Source organism: Aeromicrobium sp. (genome assembly GCF_047607065.1).
Classification (GTDB): Bacteria; Actinomycetota; Actinomycetes; order Propionibacteriales; family Nocardioidaceae; genus Aeromicrobium.
The window spans coordinates 125,570-142,609 of sequence record NZ_JASGDU010000057.1; the positions used below are offsets into that span (position 1 = coordinate 125,570).

The following is a 17,040-nucleotide window of genomic DNA, read 5'->3' on the forward strand; positions in this document are numbered from 1 at the left end:
TCACGAATATACGAGTTCGGCGTTGACTCGCTCGGCCGACGCGCGCAGGGCCGCCGGATCAGGGCCGGCTGCCAGGATGCCGCGTGAGGAAGAGGCGATGACCTGGGGCCAGACGTCGCCGAACAAGCGTCGCAGGTCGTCGGTCGTGCCGCCTTGCGCGCCGAAGCCGGGCACGAGCAGCGGGCCGTTGATCGCCAGATCTTCGCTCGTCTGCCCGATGGTGGCCCCGACGACCGCTCCCGCAGAACCGAGCGGCGCGGCCCCGGTATTGCGCCGCGCGAGGTCGGCGAGCACCGCGCCGGCCACGGTCTGTTCGCCGGTCGAGGCGTGTTGCACCGTGGGCGCGTCGGGGTTGGACGTCAGCGCGAGCACGAAGACCCCGGCATCGTTCTTCTCGGCGACCTCGAAGAACGGGTCGACCGACCGCAGCCCGAGGTACGGGCTGACGGTGACCGCGTCCACGGCCATCGGCGCATCGTCGTCGAGGTAGGCCTGCGCGTACGCAGCAGCCGTGGAGCCGATGTCGCCCCGCTTCACGTCCAGGATCACGAGGCTGCCGGTGTGCCGCAAGCCGGCGATGGTCCGTTCGAGCACCGCCACCCCGCGGGCACCGAAGCGCTCGAAGAAGGCCGACTGCGGCTTGACGAAGCCGACCCGTCCGGCGAAGGCTTGCACACAGGCGTCGGCGAACCGTTCCAGCCCGTCGAGGCTGTCGCCCACCCCCCATGCCTCCAGCAGCGAGGCGTGCGGGTCGATACCCACGCACAGCGGGCCGTAGGCGTCCGCAGCGGCCCGCATGCGCGACCCGAAGCTCATCGGGCCGCCCAGTCCTGGAGGGATCGCACTTCGAGGCCGCCCGCAGTGAGCGCCTCGATGCCCTGAACGGCGGCGGCGAGGCCCTGGACGGTGGTGATGCACGGGATGCCCTCGGCAATGGCCGCCGTACGGATCTCGTTGCCGTCCACGCGCGCATTGGCACCCGACGAAACCCCGTGCGGTGTGTTGATGATGAGTTGCACGTCGTGTTCGCGGATCTTCTCCACGATGGTCGAGCGGGTCTCCCCCGGCAGCGGCTCCTCGGCGAGTTTGCGCACCTCCGAGGCCGCCACGCCGTGCCGCCGCAACACCTGGGCGGTGCCGCTCGTCGCGAGGATCTCGAAACCGAGATCGGCCAGCCTCTTGACCGGGAAGATGATGTTGCGCTTGTCGCGGTTGGCGACCGAGACGAACACCTTCCCGCTCAGCGGCAGCCCGTTCTGCGCACCTGCTTGGCTCTTGGCGAAGGCCGTGCCGAAGCCGGTGTCGAAGCCCATGACCTCCCCGGTCGAGCGCATCTCCGGGCCGAGGACCGTGTCGACGTAGGTGCCCTCGTAGGTGCGGAAGCGGTTGAAGGGCATGACCGCTTCCTTGACCGCGATGGGCGAGGTGTCCGACAGCACGCCGCCGTCGCCCTCGGCCGGCAGCACGCCCGCCGCCCGCAGCTCGGCGATGCTCTCGCCGAGCATGATGCGCGAGGCCGCCTTCGCCAGCGGCGTGTTCGTGGCCTTCGAGACGAACGGCACGGTGCGCGAGGCACGGGGGTTGGCCTCCAGCACGTAGAGGGTGTCGGAGGCGAGCGCGAACTGGATGTTGATGAGTCCGCGCACCCCCACGCCCTCGGCGATGGCCTCGGTGGAGGCGCGGATGCGGTCGATCTCCATCGCGCCGAGGGTGATCGGCGGCAGTGTGCAGGCCGAGTCGCCCGAGTGGACGCCCGCCTCCTCGATGTGCTCCATCACCCCGCCGAGGAACAGCTCGGTGCCGTCGTAGAGCGCGTCGACGTCGATCTCGATGGCATCGTCGAGGAAACGGTCGACGAGCACCGGGTGCTCGCCGGAGATCTCCGTGGCGCGGCCGATGTAGTCGGCCAGCGTCGGCTCGTCGTAGACGATCTCCATGCCGCGCCCGCCGAGCACGTACGACGGCCGCACCAGGACCGGATAACCGATCTCGTCGGCGATGGCCTTGGCACCCTCGAAGGTCGTGGCCGTGCCGTGCTTGGGGGCCGGGAGACCGGCGTCGGCGAGTACCTGCCCGAACAGCCCGCGGTCTTCGGCCAAGTCGATGGCCGACGGGCTGGTGCCGACGATGGGCAGCCCCGCCGCCTCCAGGCCCTTGGCAAGACCCAGCGGCGTCTGGCCGCCCAACTGGACGATGACGCCTGCAACTGGTCCGGCCGCCCGCTCGGCGTGATAGATCTCCAGCACGTCTTCGAGCGTCAGCGGCTCGAAGTACAGCCGGTCGGAGGTGTCGTAGTCGGTCGAGACGGTCTCGGGATTGCAGTTGACCATGATCGTCTCGTAGCCGGCCTCCGACAGTGCGAGCGCCGCGTGGACGCACGAGTAGTCGAACTCGATGCCCTGGCCGATGCGATTCGGTCCGCTGCCGAGGATGATGACCGCAGGCTTCTCGCGCGGGGCGACCTCGGTCTCCTCGTCGTAGGACGAGTAGTGGTAGGGCGTCTTCGCCGCGAACTCGGCCGCGCAGGTGTCGACGGTCTTGTAGACCGGACGGATGCCGAGCGAGTGACGCACCCCGCGCATGACCTCCTCGGTAGTGCCGCGCAACTCGGCGATCTGGGCGTCGGAGAAGCCGTGCCGCTTCGCCTTGCGCAGCAGCTCGGGCCGCAGCTCGACGGCCTGGTGGATCTCCTCGGCCAGCTCGTTGAGCAGGTACAGCTGGTCGACGAACCACGGGTCGATGGCCGTGGCACGGTAGATCTCGCCGGGCCGGGCACCGGCGGCGATGGCGTGCATGACCTTCTGCAGGCGTCCGTCGTGCGGCCGGGCGATCTCGTCGAGCAGCGCATTTTTGTCGCCGGGGTTGACCGGCCAGGTGAACTGCGAGCCGGAGCGTTCCAGCGAGCGCAGCGCCTTGCCGAGCGCCTCGGTGAAGTTGCGGCCGATGGCCATCGCCTCGCCGACGGACTTCATGTGCGTCGTCAGCGTGGAATCGGCCGCCGGGAACTTCTCGAAGGCGAACCGCGGCACCTTGACCACGACGTAGTCGAGGGTCGGCTCGAAGCTCGCCGGAGTCTCGGCAGTGATGTCGTTGGCGATCTCGTCGAGCGTGTAGCCGATGGCGACCTTGGCGGCGATCTTGGCAATCGGGAAGCCGGTGGCCTTCGACGCCAGCGCACTGGAGCGCGAGACGCGCGGGTTCATTTCGATGACCACGATGCGGCCGTCCTCGGGATTGACCGCGAACTGGATGTTGCAGCCGCCGGTATCGACGCCGACCTCGCGGATGACGCCGATGGCGATGTTGCGCAGCCGCTGGTATTCGACGTCGGTCAGGGTCATCGCCGGGGCAACGGTGATGGAGTCGCCGGTGTGCACGCCCATCGGGTCGAAGTTCTCGATGGAGCAGACGATGACGACGTTGTCGGCGCTGTCGCGCATGACCTCGAGTTCGTATTCCTTCCAGCCGAGGATCGACTCCTCCAGGAGCACCTCGGTCGTGGGGCTGAGCGCCAGACCGGACCCGGCGATCCGGTGCAGGTCCTCTTCGTCGTAGGCCAGGCCCGAGCCGCTGCCGCCCATGGTGAACGACGGGCGCACGACCACCGGATAGCCGAGGTCTTCGACGGCGGCGAGGCATTCGTCCATCGAGTGACAGACGGCCGAACGGGCGACCTCGGCTTCCCACTCGGCCGGCAGTCCCTCGACGATCCGCTTGAAGATCTCGCGGTTCTCGCCCTTCTCGATAGCCTCGATGGAGGCACCGATCAGCTCGCAGCCGTACGTGTCCAGAACGCCCGCAGCGTCCAGCTGCATCGCGCAGTTGAGCGCAGTCTGGCCACCGAGAGTCGCCAGCACCGCGTCGGGCCGCTCCGCAGCGATGACCTTCTCGACGAACTCCGGGGTGATCGGCTCGACATAGGTGGCGTCGGCGAACTCCGGGTCGGTCATGATCGTGGCCGGATTGGAGTTGACGAGGATGACCCGCAGGCCCTCCTCGCGCAGCACGCGGCACGCCTGGGTGCCGGAGTAGTCGAACTCGCAGGCCTGGCCGATCACGATGGGTCCCGACCCGATCACGAGGACCGAGGAGATGTCGTCACGCTTGGGCATCAGTTCTCCTGCTCGTCGAAGTCCGGAAGGTCGAAGGGCGGCGGCTCGCTGGCCCACTCGACCTCCTGGGTAGGGGGGATCGCATCGGCCTCCTCGGGCGGAGCCGAGGGCGGCTCGGTCTCGGTCGGCGGGGAGAACGCAGGGGTCTCGTCGGCAGACTCCTCGACGGGAGTCTCGGCGGCCTCCGCAGGCTCCTCAGCGGCCGCAGCCGGTACGACCGGCTCCGCCGGGGTATGCACGGCTTCGGCCGGCTCCTCGACCGGCGTGACCGCAGCCGGCTTCGGCTCGGGCGCCGGTTCCGGTTCCGGTTCGGACTCGCGGGCCTCGGGAGCCGCGCGGCGCGGACGGCTCATCAGCTCGGTGAACCGGTCGAACAGGTAGCCGGCATCGTGCGGGCCAGCGGCCGCCTCGGGGTGGTACTGCACGCTGAAGGCGGGGGCGTCGATCAGGGCGATGCCCTCGACCACCTGGTCGTTGAGGCCCACATGAGTCACCCGGCCGGGTCCGTACGGCGTCTCGAAGGAGCCATCCAGCGGCGCGTCGACCGCGAAGCCGTGGTTGTGGCTGGTCACCTCGACCCGGCCGGTCGTGAGGTCCTTGACCGGCTGGTTGATGCCTCGGTGGCCGTAGGAGAGCTTGTAGGTGCCCAAGCCCAGGGCGCGGCCGAACAGCTGGTTGCCGAAGCAGATACCGAAGTACGGGATGCCCGCCTGTAAGACCTCGCGCAGCACCTCGACCGGTCCGTCGGCGGCCGCCGGGTCGCCGGGGCCGTTGGAGAAGAAGACGCCGTCGGGACCACCGGGAGCCACTGCCGCGATGTCCTCGAAGGTCGCGCTCGACGGCAGGACGTGGACTTCGATGCCGCGCCGGGCCATGAGCCGTGGCGTCATGCCCTTGATGCCGAGGTCGAGCGCGGCGACCGTGAACAACTTCTCGCCCTCGGCCGGCACCACGTACGGCGAGGAGGTCGTGACCTCGGCCGACAGATCCGATCCGGCCATCGGCGGTGCCTGGCGCACCCGTGCGAGCAGGACGTCCGGATGGGTGGTGATCGAACTGATGCCCGCCCGCATGGCCCCCCGCTCACGCAGGTGGCGGGTCAGCGCGCGCGTGTCAATGCCGCTGATACCGACGATCTTCTGTGCCACGAGGAAGTCGTCCAGGCTCTCCTCGGCGCGCCAGTTCGACGGGATGCGGGCGGGGTCGCGCACGACATAGCCGGCGACCCAAGCGCGACTCGACTCGTTGTCGGTGGCGTTGACCCCGGTGTTGCCGATGTGCGGCGCGGTCTGCACGACGATCTGGCGCTGGTAGGACGGATCGGTCAGCGTTTCCTGATAGCCGGTCATGCCGGTGTTGAAGACGATCTCGCCGATGGTCTCGCCGATGGTGCCGTAGGCCTCGCCACGGAAGGTCCGGCCGTCCTCCAGAACGAGGATCGCCTCGGTGATGTTCGACATCGTCATGCACTGACCTCCTGCAGTTGGCCGCCTAGGACGGTGGGAACGCCACGCAAGAAGGTGGCGACGACGCGGCCGGGGAGCTCCCGGCCCGCGTACGGGGTGTTGCGCGACAGCGATGCGGTGTCGGCCGGCGTGATAGTTCGGGTGGCCGCCGGGTCGTAGAGCACCAGGTGGGCCGGCTCACCGGCCGCCAGCGGGCGGCCGTGACCGCCGCCGGTGCCGCTGATGCGGGCCGGTGCCGCCGACATGCGCTCGGCGACCTGCTCCCAGGTGAGCATCCCGGTGTCGACCATCGTGTGCTGCACGACCGACAGGGCGGTCTCCAGGCCGATCATGCCGAAGGCAGCGGCCGACCATTCGCACTCCTTGTCCTCCATGGGGTGCGGGGCGTGATCGGTGGCCACGATGTCGATGGTGCCGTCGGCCAGCCCCTCGCGGACCGCCGCCACATCGTCGGCGGTGCGCAGCGGCGGGTTGACCTTGTAGATCGGGTCGTAGGTGCGCGCCAGGTCGTCGGTCAGCAGCAGGTGGTGCGGGGTGACCTCGGCGGTGACGTCCCAGCCCTTGGATTTGGCCCAGCGGACGATCTCGACCGAGCCACGGGTCGACAGGTGGCACACGTGCAGCCGCGAGCCGACGTGGGCAGCCAGCAGCACGTCACGGGCGATGATCGACTCCTCGGCGACGGCGGGCCAGCCGGGCAGGCCGAGTTCGCCCGAGAGCACGCCCTCGTTCATCTGGGCACCCTCGGTCAGTCGCGGCTCCTGCGCGTGCTGGGCGACGACGCCGCCGAAGGCCTTGACGTACTCCAGCGCCCGCCGCATGAGCACCGGGTCCCAGACGCATTTGCCGTCGTCGGAGAAGACCCGCACGGTCGCGGCGGAGTCGGCCATCGCGCCGAGTTCGGCTAGCTGGGTACCGCCGAGGCCGACGGTGACCGCGCCGATGGGCTGCACGTCGCAGTAGCCGGCCTCACGGCCCAGCCGCCAGACCTGCTCGACGACGCCGGCAGTGTCGGCGACCGGATCGGTGTTGGCCATCGCGTGAACGCAGGTGAAGCCCCCTAGGGCCGCCGCCTGGCTGCCGGTCAGGACGGTCTCGGCGTCCTCGCGGCCCGGCTCGCGCAGATGGGTGTGCAGGTCGACCAGGCCGGGCAGCGCGATCAGCCCGGCAGCGTCGACCTCGACGGCCTTCCCGGCGTCCAGCCCGGCACCGATCTCGGCGATCAGGCCGTCGGCGATGACGATGTCGGCGGGTTCACCGCCCAGGATGCGGGCACCCCGGATGACATAGGACGGACTCATGCGTTCCCCTCACTCTCGGACCCGCCGACCAGCAGATACAGCACCGCCATACGGACCGCGACCCCGTTGGTCACCTGTTCCACGATGACCGACCGGTCGGCGTCGGCCACATCGGCGGTGATCTCCATGCCGCGGTTCATCGGACCGGGATGCATGACGATGGCGTGATCGGGCAGCCGGTTCATGCGGGCCGTGTCCAGGCCGTAGCGGCGACTGTACTCGCGGGCGCTGGGGAAGAACGAGGCGTTCATACGCTCGCGCTGGACCCGCAGCATCATCACCGCGTCGGCTCCTTCGAGCGCGCTGTCGAGGTCGTAGGAGGTCTCGACGGGCCAGGACTCGACGCCGACCGGCAGCAGTGTGGGCGGGGCGACGAGCGTGACGTGGGCACCGAGGGTGTGCAGTAGCAGTGCGTTGGACCGGGCGACCCGGCTGTGCAGCACGTCGCCGACGATGGTGACGCGCTTGCCGGCCAAATCTCCGCCATCGGTCCCTGAGGTGCGAGCTTGCGAGCCTCGAAGGGCGGTCAGGTGCTGGCGCATGGTGAAGGCGTCGAGCAGCGCCTGCGTCGGGTGCTCGTGAGTGCCGTCGCCGGCGTTGACGACGGCACCGTTGGTCCAGTCGGCTGCGGCGAGGCGGTGCGGGGCACCGGAGGCGTGGTGGCGGATGACGACCGCATCGGCTCCCATCGCCTGCAACGTCAGCGCGGTGTCCTTGAGGCTCTCGCCCTTGCTGACGCTCGAACCCTTCGCGGAGAAGTTGATGACGTCGGCGCTCAGCCGTTTGGCGGCGGCCTCGAAGGAGATGCGCGTGCGGGTGGAGTCCTCGAAGAAGAGGTTGACGACCGTGCGGCCGCGTAGCGTCGGCAGTTTCTTGATCGGCCGACGGGCCACGCCCAGGAGTTCGGCGGCAGTGTCGAGGACGAGGATGGCCTCCTCGCGGGTCAGGTCGCCGGCGCTCAGCAGGTGTTTCTTCACGCCTCGCCTCCCACGATGGCCACGAAATCCTCGCCGCCGTCGGTGTCGGCCAGGCGCACCCGCACCTTCTCGGTCAGCGCGGTCGGCAGATTCTTGCCCACGAAATCCGCCCGGATCGGCAGTTCCCGGTGGCCGCGGTCGATCAGCACGGCCAACTGCACCGCACGGGGCCGTCCGAGGTCGCCGAGCGCATCGAGCGCCGCCCGGATGGTGCGCCCGCTCATCAGCACGTCGTCAACGAGCACGACGATCTTGTCGTCCACGTCGTCGGGGGTCTCGGTGTGTTCCAGCGCGCGGGCGGGCTTGAGCCGCAGGTCGTCGCGATACATGGTCACATCGAGCGCGCCGGAGACGATGACGCGGCCCTCGACCTGGCTCATCTTGCCCGCGATGCGCCGGGCCAGGCCCACGCCGCGGGTGGGAATACCCAGCAGGACGAGGTCGGCCGATCCGCGGTTGCGCTCCAGGATCTCGTGGGTGATCCGGGTCAGCGCACGGGAGATCTCGGACGCATCGAGCACGATCCGGGCCGGATCAACCGAACCCGTGGCAGCATCAGACACGTCACCTGGCGTGACCATCTCGCTGACCTCCTTCTCCGCCTCACGGGACGGCCGTTAAAGGATGTCGACGGCCTCACCCTATCAGCAGGTGCCGAGCGACTGACCGATCAGATCAGCGAAGGCCTGCTGACCGGGAACCGTCGGGTGGACCCGGTCCGAAACCGTCAGTTCGGGACGCTGCGAGGCCACGGCGTTCCAGTCGATCAGGTGGACGTAGTCATGGGCAGCGGCCACCTGGTGAACGGCCGCCAGCGACTGATCGGACCACGAGTGGCCGGGCACATAGGGCGCGACGAGGCCCACCTGATGCCCGGCGAGTTCGTGAGTGACGAGGGCGTCGAGGTCGGCGGCATCGATGAGTCCGTTGGTGCCCGTGACGATGAGTACCGTCGGGTGCAACTGGCCAGCCGCGGCCGCCTCCCGCACCGCGCGGGCGACGTCGGTGTACTGCCAGCCGACGGCGGCGACGGCGGTCGTGCCCGGGCGGCGCTGCAGCAGGGCAGGGGCGATGGCGACGGTCACCGAGTCGCCGAAGGCGCTCAACGGAACATCGCCGGGCACCTCCCGGCAGGCCCGAGACGCTTCCTTCTGCTCCTCGATGGCTCCCGGCACGGTCTTGATGTCGTCTACCGATCCGACAACGACCTCCTGGCCCGCGCGCAAGATTTCGTCGACCTCGGACTCGGCCGGGGCCTGCCAGAGCGCGACGGTGGCGAAGAAGAGCGTCATACACGCAGCGGTGGCCACCAGGTGGACGCGCTTGGAGCCACGGGCCGTCCGGTCGCGCAGCACGACGCCCCAGCCCACGAAGGTCGCCCCGATGCCGTCGCGGCGCATGGGGGTTTCGAGGTAGCGGTAGGAGATCATCGCCGCGACCAGTGCCAGGAGCACTGCCGCGCCGGAGGCCACCTCGCCGTGTTCGGGCGGGGCGAGCCGCACCCCGAAGACGATCAGCGGCCAGTGCCACAGGTACAGGCCGTAGGAGCGTTCGCCGAGCCAGCGCAGCGGTGCCCACCCCAACGCGGTCGCCACCGCGCTCCGGTTGGCGGCGGCGTAGACCACGGCGACCGCAGCGAGGTTCGCCAGGCCTAGCCCGCCGAGAAAGGTCAGGTCACTGCTCCATTCGACCAGCGCCGCGAAGGCCAGAATGCCCAACAGGCCCAGCGCGCCGAGGACCGTAGAGCGGCGCGGTAAAGGTACCGGGTCCGTCGCGTCTCCGGTCAGCAGGTGCGGGGCGGTGCTCAACGCCAGTGCGGCACCCAGCAGCAGGCCGAAGGAGTGCGAGTCCAGGCCCATGTAGGCCCGGGTCGCATCGCCGTAGAGGAACAGGGCAGCCATCAGCCCTGCCGAGATGACCGCGAGCGTCGCTGTCGTGTGCCCGAACCGGCGGCGGCCGACGAGGGCGATCCCCGCCAGGAACATCAACGGCCAGAGCACGTAGAACTGCTCCTCGATGCCCAGCGACCACAGGTGGTTGAACAGCGGAGGCAGGTGGGAGTCCGAATAGGACCAGCCCTGGTGGATCTGGATCCAGTTGCTCGTCCAGGTGAGGGCACCGACCACCTGGCTGCGCAGGCTCGCGTCGGTGTCGCGGCCCACCCACACCGTCGCGGCGGTGGTGAGCGCGATCATCACGATCAGCGCGGGCACGAGCCGACGGACGCGGCGCACCCAGAACCGGCCCAGCCGCACACGATGGTCCGGGCCGGTCTTCTCGCGCAGCAGCAACGTGGTGATGAGGAAGCCGCTGAGCACGAAGAACACGTCGACGCCGATGAATCCGCCCGGAAGGCGCGCCGGGAAGGCGTGGTAGATCACGACGAGCGCCACCGCGACGCCGCGCAGTCCGTCGAGACCGGCCAGATGTGAGGACCCGGACGACGCCGACGCAGGCACCTCCGGTTCGGCCGTAGCCACCGCACTCACGCCATGAACCCCACAGAGCGGCGGAATCGGTCGGGACGAGTCGGGGCGTTCACAGGCATAACTCCTCTATCGAACCATGCCGAGGCGTCAGATTCATCTTGAGACACCGTGATGCGTGTCGCGGCGGCGGCCAGCGGCTCTTGGAATGTGCGCGGATAGACCCGCTGGCTGAGGTGTGAGCGAGGAACGAGTGAGCCGGGTCCTGAGGTGCGACGAGGAACGAGGAGCCTCGAAGGGCGAAGCCTGCGGTGGTGGTCCCTTCGAGGCTCACAAGTTCGCACCTCAGGGACCGGATTCCGCCTATGTGCGGAACCTCTTATTCGGCTTCGGGGGGCAGCGTTCCCTTCCTGGACTTCTCCACGAGCCGCCCGAGCACCCCGGCGACGAACTTCGGCGAGTCGTCGGTGCTCAGTTCGCGGGCCAACTCGACGGCCTCGCTGACCGCCACCGCGTCGGGGACGTCCTCGGCGTACAAGATCTCGTACAGCCCGAGCCGCAGCAGGTTGCGATCCACGCCGGGCATGCGCTCCAGGCTCCAGCCGCAGGCGTGCTCGGCGATCAGTGCGTCGATCCGCGCGGCATGCTCGGCCACGCCCTCGACCAGGCTCACCGTGTAGGCGTTGACCGGCGGGTGGTTGGTCTCCAGCCGCGCGGGCAGGGAGCCGCCGAGGGCCAGGCCCTGCAATTCGGACTCGAAGAGGATGTCGAGGGCGCGTTTGCGGTACTTGGTGCGTGCGCCCATCAGGACTTGACGCGGCCGAGATAGCTGCCGTCGCGGGTGTCGACCTTGATCTTCTCGCCGGTCTCCAGGAACAGCGGCACCTGGATCTCCTTGCCGGTCTCCAGGCGTGCGGGCTTGGTGCCGCCGGAGGAGCGGTCGCCCTGCAGGCCCGGCTCGGTGTGCTCGACGACCAGCTCGACCGACGCGGGCAACTCGACGTAGAGCACGCGGCCCTCGTTGGTGGCGACGACGGCGTTCTGGTTCTCCAGCAGGTAGTCGACCGCAGTGCCCATGCTCTCCGGGGCGATCTCGATCTGGTCATAGGTCTGGATGTCCATGAACACGTACGAGGTGCCGTCGTTGTAGAGGTACTGCATGTCGCGCTTGTCGACCGACGCCGTCTCGACCTTCGTGCCGGCGTTGAAGGTCTTGTCGACCACCTTGCCCGACTCGACGTTCTTGAGCTTGGTCCGCACGAAGGCGGGACCCTTGCCCGGCTTGACGTGCTGGAACTCGACGACGGACCACAACTGTCCGTCGATGTTGAGCACCATGCCGTTCTTCAGGTCGTTCGTGGTGGCCATCAGGCAATCTCCAACAAGTCGGTGGGGGCCGGCGTCAGCACCTCGGGATCTCCCGGAGTGACGCAGACGGTGTCTTCGATACGCACGCCGCCACGACCGACCAGGTAGACGCCCGGTTCCATCGTCAGCACGGTGCGACGGACGAGTCTACCGGTGCGCGCCGGGCCGAAGAACGGGTCCTCGTGAATGCGCAGGCCAACGCCGTGGCCGAGACCGGTGGTGAAGTGCTCCAGCCAGCCGGAGGCCTCCAGGTCGCCGCGCACGGCCGCGTCGACGTCGGCGGGGGTCTGTCCCTCCCGCAGGGCGGCCACCCCGAGCGCCTGCGCCTGCCGGACCGCGGCGTGAATCTCCCGCTGCCAGTCGGCCGCAGGGCCGATCACGACGGTCCGCGTGCAGTCGGCGTGGTAACCGCCGACCCGGGCGCCGAAGTCGATCTTGAGCAGGTCGCCGCGCCGCACGATGCGGTCGCTCGGGCTGTGGTGCGGGATGGCGGAGTTCTCCCCCACCGCGCAGATCGTGTCGAAACCGGGAGCCTCGGCCCCGAGGTCGACCATGAGCCGTTCGATACCGACCGCGATCTCACGTTCGCTGCGGCCGATCAGCGGCCCCTCCCAGGTGCGCCGCAGCGCCTCGACGGAGATCTCGCAGGCGGTCCGCAACAGAGCGACCTCGTCGGCTTCCTTGACTTCGCGGAGCCGCTCGACGAGGCGGCCGCAGGAGACCGGCGGGTGGTCGAGGACCTCGAGCAGGGTCGCGTGGGCGTCGACGGTCAGCTCGTGGGTCTCGACGGCCCACTGCCGCGCCGGCGCGAGCGCCATGGCCGGTCCCAGCAGCGTCTTGTCCACGACGACATCGACGCCGGGACATTCGGCGGCGGCCTGGTCGCGGTAGCGACCGTCGGTCACCAGCGTCGCCGCGCCGTCGGCGGCCAGCACCAGAGCGCCGTTCGAGCCGGTGAATCCGGTCAGGTAGCGCACGTTGACCAGATCGGTGACCAGCAGCCGGTCAGCGGGCAGCTCGCGCAGCGCGACCGCCGCGCGTCCCCGGCGGCCCGCATGATCTGCGGCCATCGCTCAGGCGCTCACCGCGCGGTAGACGTCGCGCAGCAGGTAGTCGTCGGTGACCGGCAGGATGCGCGGCGCGGCCAGGGCGGCGAGCACCACGAAGCGGAGGGTCGACCCGCGGGTCTTCTTGTCCAGGCGCATCGCGTCGAGCAGCTGCGGCCAGGCGTCGGCCCGGTAGCTGTTCGGCAGCCCGACCAGATCGAGGACCCGTCGGTGGCGCTCGACCAGTTCGTCGTCGATCAGCCCCTCGGCCTGCGCCAGTTCGGCGGCGAACACCATGCCGACACTGATCGCCTCGCCATGACGGATCGCGTAGTTCTCCTGCCGCTCGATGGCGTGGCCGAGGGTGTGCCCGTAGTTGAGCGCCTCGCGGCCGATGGACCCGCCCGTGCCGCCGGACTCGCGCAGGTCGCCCCGGACCGTGGCGGCCTTGACCGCGATCCCTTTGGTGATGAGTTCGGCCATGACCGGCGAGCGGACGTCGCTGGCGGCCTTCGGGTCGGCCTCGACCAGGTCGAGGATATCCGGGTCGGCGATGAATCCGCATTTGACGATCTCGGCCAGCCCGCTGCGCACCTCTCGCGCGGTCAGCGTCGTCAGCGCGTCGAGGTCGCACAGCACGCCGACCGGCTCGTGGAAGGCACCGACGAGGTTCTTGCCCTGGGCGGTGTTGATGCCGGTCTTGCCGCCGACTGCCGCGTCGACCATGCCGAGCACCGTCGTCGGCACGTTGACGAAACGCACGCCACGCAGCCAGGTCGCCGCGACGAAGCCGGCCAGGTCGGTCGTCGCACCTCCGCCGAGGCCGACGACGACGTCCGAGCGGGTGAAGCCGGCCTCGCCCAGCACCCGCCAGCACTCGGCCAGCACCGAGGCCGTCTTGGCCTGTTCGGCGTCGGGCACCTCGATGACGCGGACCGTCAGCCCGGCATCGGCGAGCGGCATACGCAGCGCGGTGGCCCGGTCGGCCACGCTCGGGGCATGGATGATCGCCACGCGCGCGGCGTCCTCACCGATCAGGTCGAGCACCCGCTCGCGCAGGCCGCGACCGATGACGACGTCGTACGGCTGGGCGGTCTCGACTCGGATGGTCACGGGTTGTTCTCCTCGATCAGCTTCAGCACGAGGTCGGCCACCTCGTCGGGGGTGTGATTGTCGGTCGGTACCGTCCAGCGGGCGAGGCGCGTGTAGACCGGGCGGCGCTCGTCGAGCAGTGTCTTCAACCGGCCGCGGACGTTGCCGACCAGCAGCGGTCGGCTGGCGTTGAGGCCGACTCGCCGGGCCGCGCCGGCGAGTCCGACCTCCAGGTAGACCACGGGATGCCCGGCGAGGCGTTCCTGGGTCGCCGCACTCAGCACGGCACCGCCGCCGAGCGACAGGACGCCGTCGTGCTCGGCCAGCGCGGCGGCCACGGCCTGCTCCTCCAACTCGCGGAAGAAGGGTTCTCCGTCGGTCAGGAAGATGTCGGAGATCTCGCGGCCTTGAGCGGCCACGATGTCGTCATCGGTGTCACGCAGGTCCACCCCGAGGCGGCCGGCGAGCGCCGTGCCGACGGTGGTCTTGCCGGCCCCCGGGGCACCGATCAGGACGACGACCGGTCCGCGACCTCTCGGCCCGTTCTCGCTCAACGGAACCTCAGGTGCGCCAGGTAGCCCTCGACGTTGCGGCGGGTCTCGCCGAGGGAGTCGCCGCCGAACTTCTCCAGCACGGCCTCGGCCAGGACCAGCGCGACCATCGCCTCGGCCACGATGCCCGCAGCCGGCACCGCGCACACGTCGGAGCGCTGGTGGTGCGCGCGGGTCTCCTCGCCGGTGGTGACGTCGATGGTGCGCAGCGCGCGCGGCACCGTGGCGATGGGCTTCATCGCGGCACGGACCCGCAGAACCTCGCCGGTCGTCATGCCGCCTTCGGTGCCGCCGGAGCGGCCCGAGGTGCGCCGGATGCCGTCAAGACCGGTCTCGCCGCCGGGCACGATCTCGTCGTGGGCCAGCGAGCCGCGGGTGCGGGCCAGCTCGAAGCCGTCGCCGAGTTCGACGCCCTTGATCGCCTGGATGCCCATGAGCGCTCCGGCGAGGCGCGAGTCGAGCCGCCGGTCCCAGGCGGTGTGGGAGCCGAGTCCCGGCGGAAGGCCGTGGACGACGACCTCGACCACGCCGCCGAGGGTGTCACCGTCCTTGTGAGCCGCGTCGATCTCAGCGACCATCGCGGCGCTGGCCTCGGCGTCGAAGCAGCGCACCGGGTCGGCGTCCAGCACCTCGACATCAGCCTTGCCCGGCAACAGCGCCGAGGCCGACTTCGCGGCACCGAGTTCGACCACATGCGAGACGATGGTCGCGCCGGTGGCCTGCTCGACGAACTGTGCGGCGATCTCGCCCAGGGCGACACGGGCGGCAGTCTCGCGGGCGCTGGCCCGTTCGAGGATCGGCCGGGCCTCCTCGAAGTCGTACTTCTGCATGCCGGCGAGGTCGGCGTGGCCGGGACGGGGCCGGGTCAGCGGGGCGTTGCGCTTGAGGCCGTCGAGCACGTCGGGATCGACCGGGTCGGCGGCCATCACCTGTTCCCACTTGGGCCATTCGGAGTTGCCGATGCGCAGGGCGATGGGGCTGCCGAGGGTCAGGCCGTGGCGGATGCCGCCGATGATCTCCAGGGCGTCGGCCTCGAAGGACATCCGGGCGCCGCGCCCGTGACCGAGCCGGCGACGGGCCAGGGCCGCGTCGATGTCCTTGCTGGTGACGGCCACACCGGACGGGATTCCCTCAAGGAAGGCGGCGAGGGCCGGGCCGTGCGACTCGCCTGCGGTAGACCAACGAAGCATGGCGCGATTCTCCCACGCCGCACCCGCACCGCCATCAGCCGCCGTACATGCGCGACGCCCATGCCGCCCCCACGACGGCGCCGAGGACGAGGTACTGGCCGAACGCCAGGCGCCTGCGGTCGGCCAGGCGCAGCAGCGACAGCACGATCCCGCAGAGCGCGCCGATGACGAATCCGGCGTACAGCCCGATGAGCGTGGCGTAGGCGCCGAGCGGCCCCAGGACGAGTGACAAGACGGCCGCGAGGCGCACGTCGCCGTAGCCGAGCGCGCCGCCGAAGAACTGTCCGATCTCGTGGAGCAGGCGGAAGGCCGCATAGACGACGACGTTGGCGATCAGCGCCGCCAGCAGGATCGCCGGGTCGCGCTCGATCCACGCGGCCAGGCCGACCAGCGCCCAGGTAGCCGCATACAGGGGCGCGACGATGGCGTAGGGCAGCAGCCGCGTGCGGATGTCGATGTAGGACAGCCAGGCGCCCACGCCGCTGACGAGAACCCACGCGGGAAGCAGGCCCGGGAGGTCGGTGGTCCAGGCGACGACCCCCGCGCAGAGCGCCGCCATGAGGGCCAGCACCGGGGCGAGCCAGCGCGGTCGCGCGAGGTCGGCGTAGGCGGGCTTGTGCGGGTCGGCATCCTCCGGCTCCGGCAGCCGCGCGATCACCCGCGGCCCGAGTCCCCCGACCAGCGCGGCCCCCGCCGCACACAGCACGATCTCCATGCCCGGAGGCTAGCGGGCATTCGGTCATTGATGAATCATCGTTTCCCCAAGCTCCCACCAGACGGGAAATGCCTCGAGGAACAAATCGATCTCGGCCCGTCGGATGCGGGGCGCTCCACCGTGAAGTGGCGGTGACAACTGTGCTATCAGCCAGAATGAAGGCGTGCTCACCGTGTGTCTTGTCGTCATCGACCGCTCTCCTCTGGCTGACCTCGTTGATGATGTTGTGCATCATCTGGTGGCCGCAGGGGAAACTGTCGCGCTGGTCGGGGTCGATTCTCCAGCCGAGGAGTACTCACCCGACTTCGGACCGGCGATGCCACTGGGTGCCGACGACGAGGCGGGGACTGTGGTCGCACTCGTAAACTGTCGAACCCTCGCCAGGCTCGCCGAGGACGATCCCGATCACGGCATCGCGTTGCTGCGCCGCAATCTGGAACAGCACGTCCCGACTCTTCTCGCCGTGAGCGACCTGCCGGACACGAGGCTCGATCCCGCCGCCTGGGCGCAGGTCGCCGAGTTCCTGTCCGGCACGACTGCCCGCTGGCTCTCTGTCCCAGAGGGGCAGATATGCGCCGCCACCGAAGCGACTCCGCCGCCTGCGGAGTTCGACCTCGATGAGCGCCTTTACCCGCCCTTCTGGGCCGAACCGTGGTCGTGGCAGGAGGCCTAAGGAAGTGCTGATCTTTGCGGCGACCCGGCTCGGCGGGTGGCCTGGCGGCTGGGATCGCGAAATCATGGGGTCGTGGACAGCGACCAGCCCTCCTTCACTGATGTCGAGTACGGCAACCGGCGA

14 protein-coding genes and 1 pseudogene are annotated in these 17,040 nt (G+C 69.7%); 1 reads left to right on the forward strand and 14 read right to left on the reverse strand.

Going from position 1 to position 17,040, the window contains the following annotated elements:
• The 14 genes and pseudogenes from pyrF to QM597_RS09855 form a co-directional block, all read right to left on the reverse strand.
• A complete protein-coding gene (gene pyrF / locus QM597_RS09790; RefSeq protein ID WP_415004700.1) occupies positions 1–816 on the reverse strand; it encodes an orotidine-5'-phosphate decarboxylase in 816 nt (271 codons plus the stop codon).
• Positions 813–4,112, reverse strand: a complete 3,300-nt coding sequence (carB, locus tag QM597_RS09795) for a carbamoyl-phosphate synthase large subunit (protein WP_415004701.1) — start codon at positions 4,110–4,112, stop codon at positions 813–815. The genes pyrF and carB overlap by 4 nt, the downstream gene beginning before the upstream one ends.
• Before the next feature lie 344 nt (positions 4,113–4,456).
• Positions 4,457–5,578: pseudogene (gene carA, locus QM597_RS09800) on the reverse strand (glutamine-hydrolyzing carbamoyl-phosphate synthase small subunit); the annotation flags it as partial.
• Positions 5,575–6,879, reverse strand: a complete 1,305-nt coding sequence (locus tag QM597_RS09805) for a dihydroorotase (RefSeq protein WP_415004702.1) — start codon at positions 6,877–6,879, stop codon at positions 5,575–5,577. The gene QM597_RS09805 and the pseudogene carA, both read right to left, overlap by 4 nt.
• The gene (locus QM597_RS09810) at positions 6,876–7,856 is read right to left on the reverse strand and encodes an aspartate carbamoyltransferase catalytic subunit (RefSeq protein ID WP_415004703.1); all 981 of its coding nucleotides are present in this window, start codon (positions 7,854–7,856) and stop codon (positions 6,876–6,878) included. Before QM597_RS09810 ends, QM597_RS09805 begins: the two co-directional genes overlap by 4 nt.
• A complete protein-coding gene (gene pyrR, locus QM597_RS09815) occupies positions 7,853–8,419 on the reverse strand; it encodes a bifunctional pyr operon transcriptional regulator/uracil phosphoribosyltransferase PyrR (RefSeq protein WP_415004704.1) in 567 nt (188 codons plus the stop codon). Before pyrR ends, QM597_RS09810 begins: the two co-directional genes overlap by 4 nt.
• Positions 8,420–8,500: 81 nt before the next feature.
• Positions 8,501–10,345: an acyltransferase family protein gene (locus QM597_RS09820; RefSeq protein WP_415004705.1), complete on the reverse strand. Its 1,845-nt coding sequence runs from the start codon at positions 10,343–10,345 to the stop codon at positions 8,501–8,503.
• Between the two features lie 316 nt (positions 10,346–10,661).
• Positions 10,662–11,087, reverse strand: a complete 426-nt coding sequence (nusB, locus tag QM597_RS09825) for a transcription antitermination factor NusB (protein ID WP_415004706.1) — start codon at positions 11,085–11,087, stop codon at positions 10,662–10,664.
• Entirely contained in the window at positions 11,087–11,650 is a 564-nt protein-coding gene (gene efp / locus QM597_RS09830) for an elongation factor P (RefSeq protein ID WP_415004707.1), read from the reverse strand. Before efp ends, nusB begins: the two co-directional genes overlap by 1 nt.
• Positions 11,650–12,720, reverse strand: a complete 1,071-nt coding sequence (locus QM597_RS09835; protein ID WP_415004708.1) for a M24 family metallopeptidase — start codon at positions 12,718–12,720, stop codon at positions 11,650–11,652. The genes efp and QM597_RS09835 overlap by 1 nt, the downstream gene beginning before the upstream one ends.
• A gap of 3 nt (positions 12,721–12,723) precedes the next feature.
• A complete protein-coding gene (aroB, locus tag QM597_RS09840; RefSeq protein WP_415004709.1) occupies positions 12,724–13,809 on the reverse strand; it encodes a 3-dehydroquinate synthase in 1,086 nt (361 codons plus the stop codon).
• Entirely contained in the window at positions 13,806–14,342 is a 537-nt protein-coding gene (locus tag QM597_RS09845) for a shikimate kinase (protein WP_415004710.1), read from the reverse strand. Before QM597_RS09845 ends, aroB begins: the two co-directional genes overlap by 4 nt.
• Entirely contained in the window at positions 14,339–15,529 is a 1,191-nt protein-coding gene (aroC, locus tag QM597_RS09850; protein WP_415004711.1) for a chorismate synthase, read from the reverse strand. Before aroC ends, QM597_RS09845 begins: the two co-directional genes overlap by 4 nt.
• Before the next feature lie 34 nt (positions 15,530–15,563).
• Positions 15,564–16,244 (reverse strand): prepilin peptidase, encoded by a 681-nt coding sequence (locus QM597_RS09855; RefSeq protein ID WP_415004712.1) that lies wholly within the window; start codon positions 16,242–16,244, stop codon positions 15,564–15,566.
• Between the two features lie 163 nt (positions 16,245–16,407).
• Here QM597_RS09855 and QM597_RS09860 point away from each other — a divergent pair, with 163 nt between their 5' ends.
• The gene (locus tag QM597_RS09860; RefSeq protein WP_415004713.1) at positions 16,408–16,917 is read left to right on the forward strand and encodes a hypothetical protein; all 510 of its coding nucleotides are present in this window, start codon (positions 16,408–16,410) and stop codon (positions 16,915–16,917) included.
• Positions 16,918–17,040 lie beyond the last annotated feature (123 nt).

Coding starts and splice junctions, on each gene's coding strand:
- pyrF (WP_415004700.1), bottom strand. CDS start 816: ATGAGCTTCGGGTCGCGCATGCGGGCCGCTGCGGACGCCTACGGCCCG.
- carB (WP_415004701.1), bottom strand. CDS start 4,112: ATGCCCAAGCGTGACGACATCTCCTCGGTCCTCGTGATCGGGTCGGGA.
- QM597_RS09805 (WP_415004702.1), bottom strand. CDS start 6,879: ATGAGTCCGTCCTATGTCATCCGGGGTGCCCGCATCCTGGGCGGTGAA.
- nusB (WP_415004706.1), bottom strand. CDS start 11,087: ATGGGCGCACGCACCAAGTACCGCAAACGCGCCCTCGACATCCTCTTC.
- efp (WP_415004707.1), bottom strand. CDS start 11,650: ATGGCCACCACGAACGACCTGAAGAACGGCATGGTGCTCAACATCGAC.
- QM597_RS09835 (WP_415004708.1), bottom strand. CDS start 12,720: ATGGCCGCAGATCATGCGGGCCGCCGGGGACGCGCGGCGGTCGCGCTG.
- aroC (WP_415004711.1), bottom strand. CDS start 15,529: ATGCTTCGTTGGTCTACCGCAGGCGAGTCGCACGGCCCGGCCCTCGCC.
- QM597_RS09855 (WP_415004712.1), bottom strand. CDS start 16,244: ATGGAGATCGTGCTGTGTGCGGCGGGGGCCGCGCTGGTCGGGGGACTC.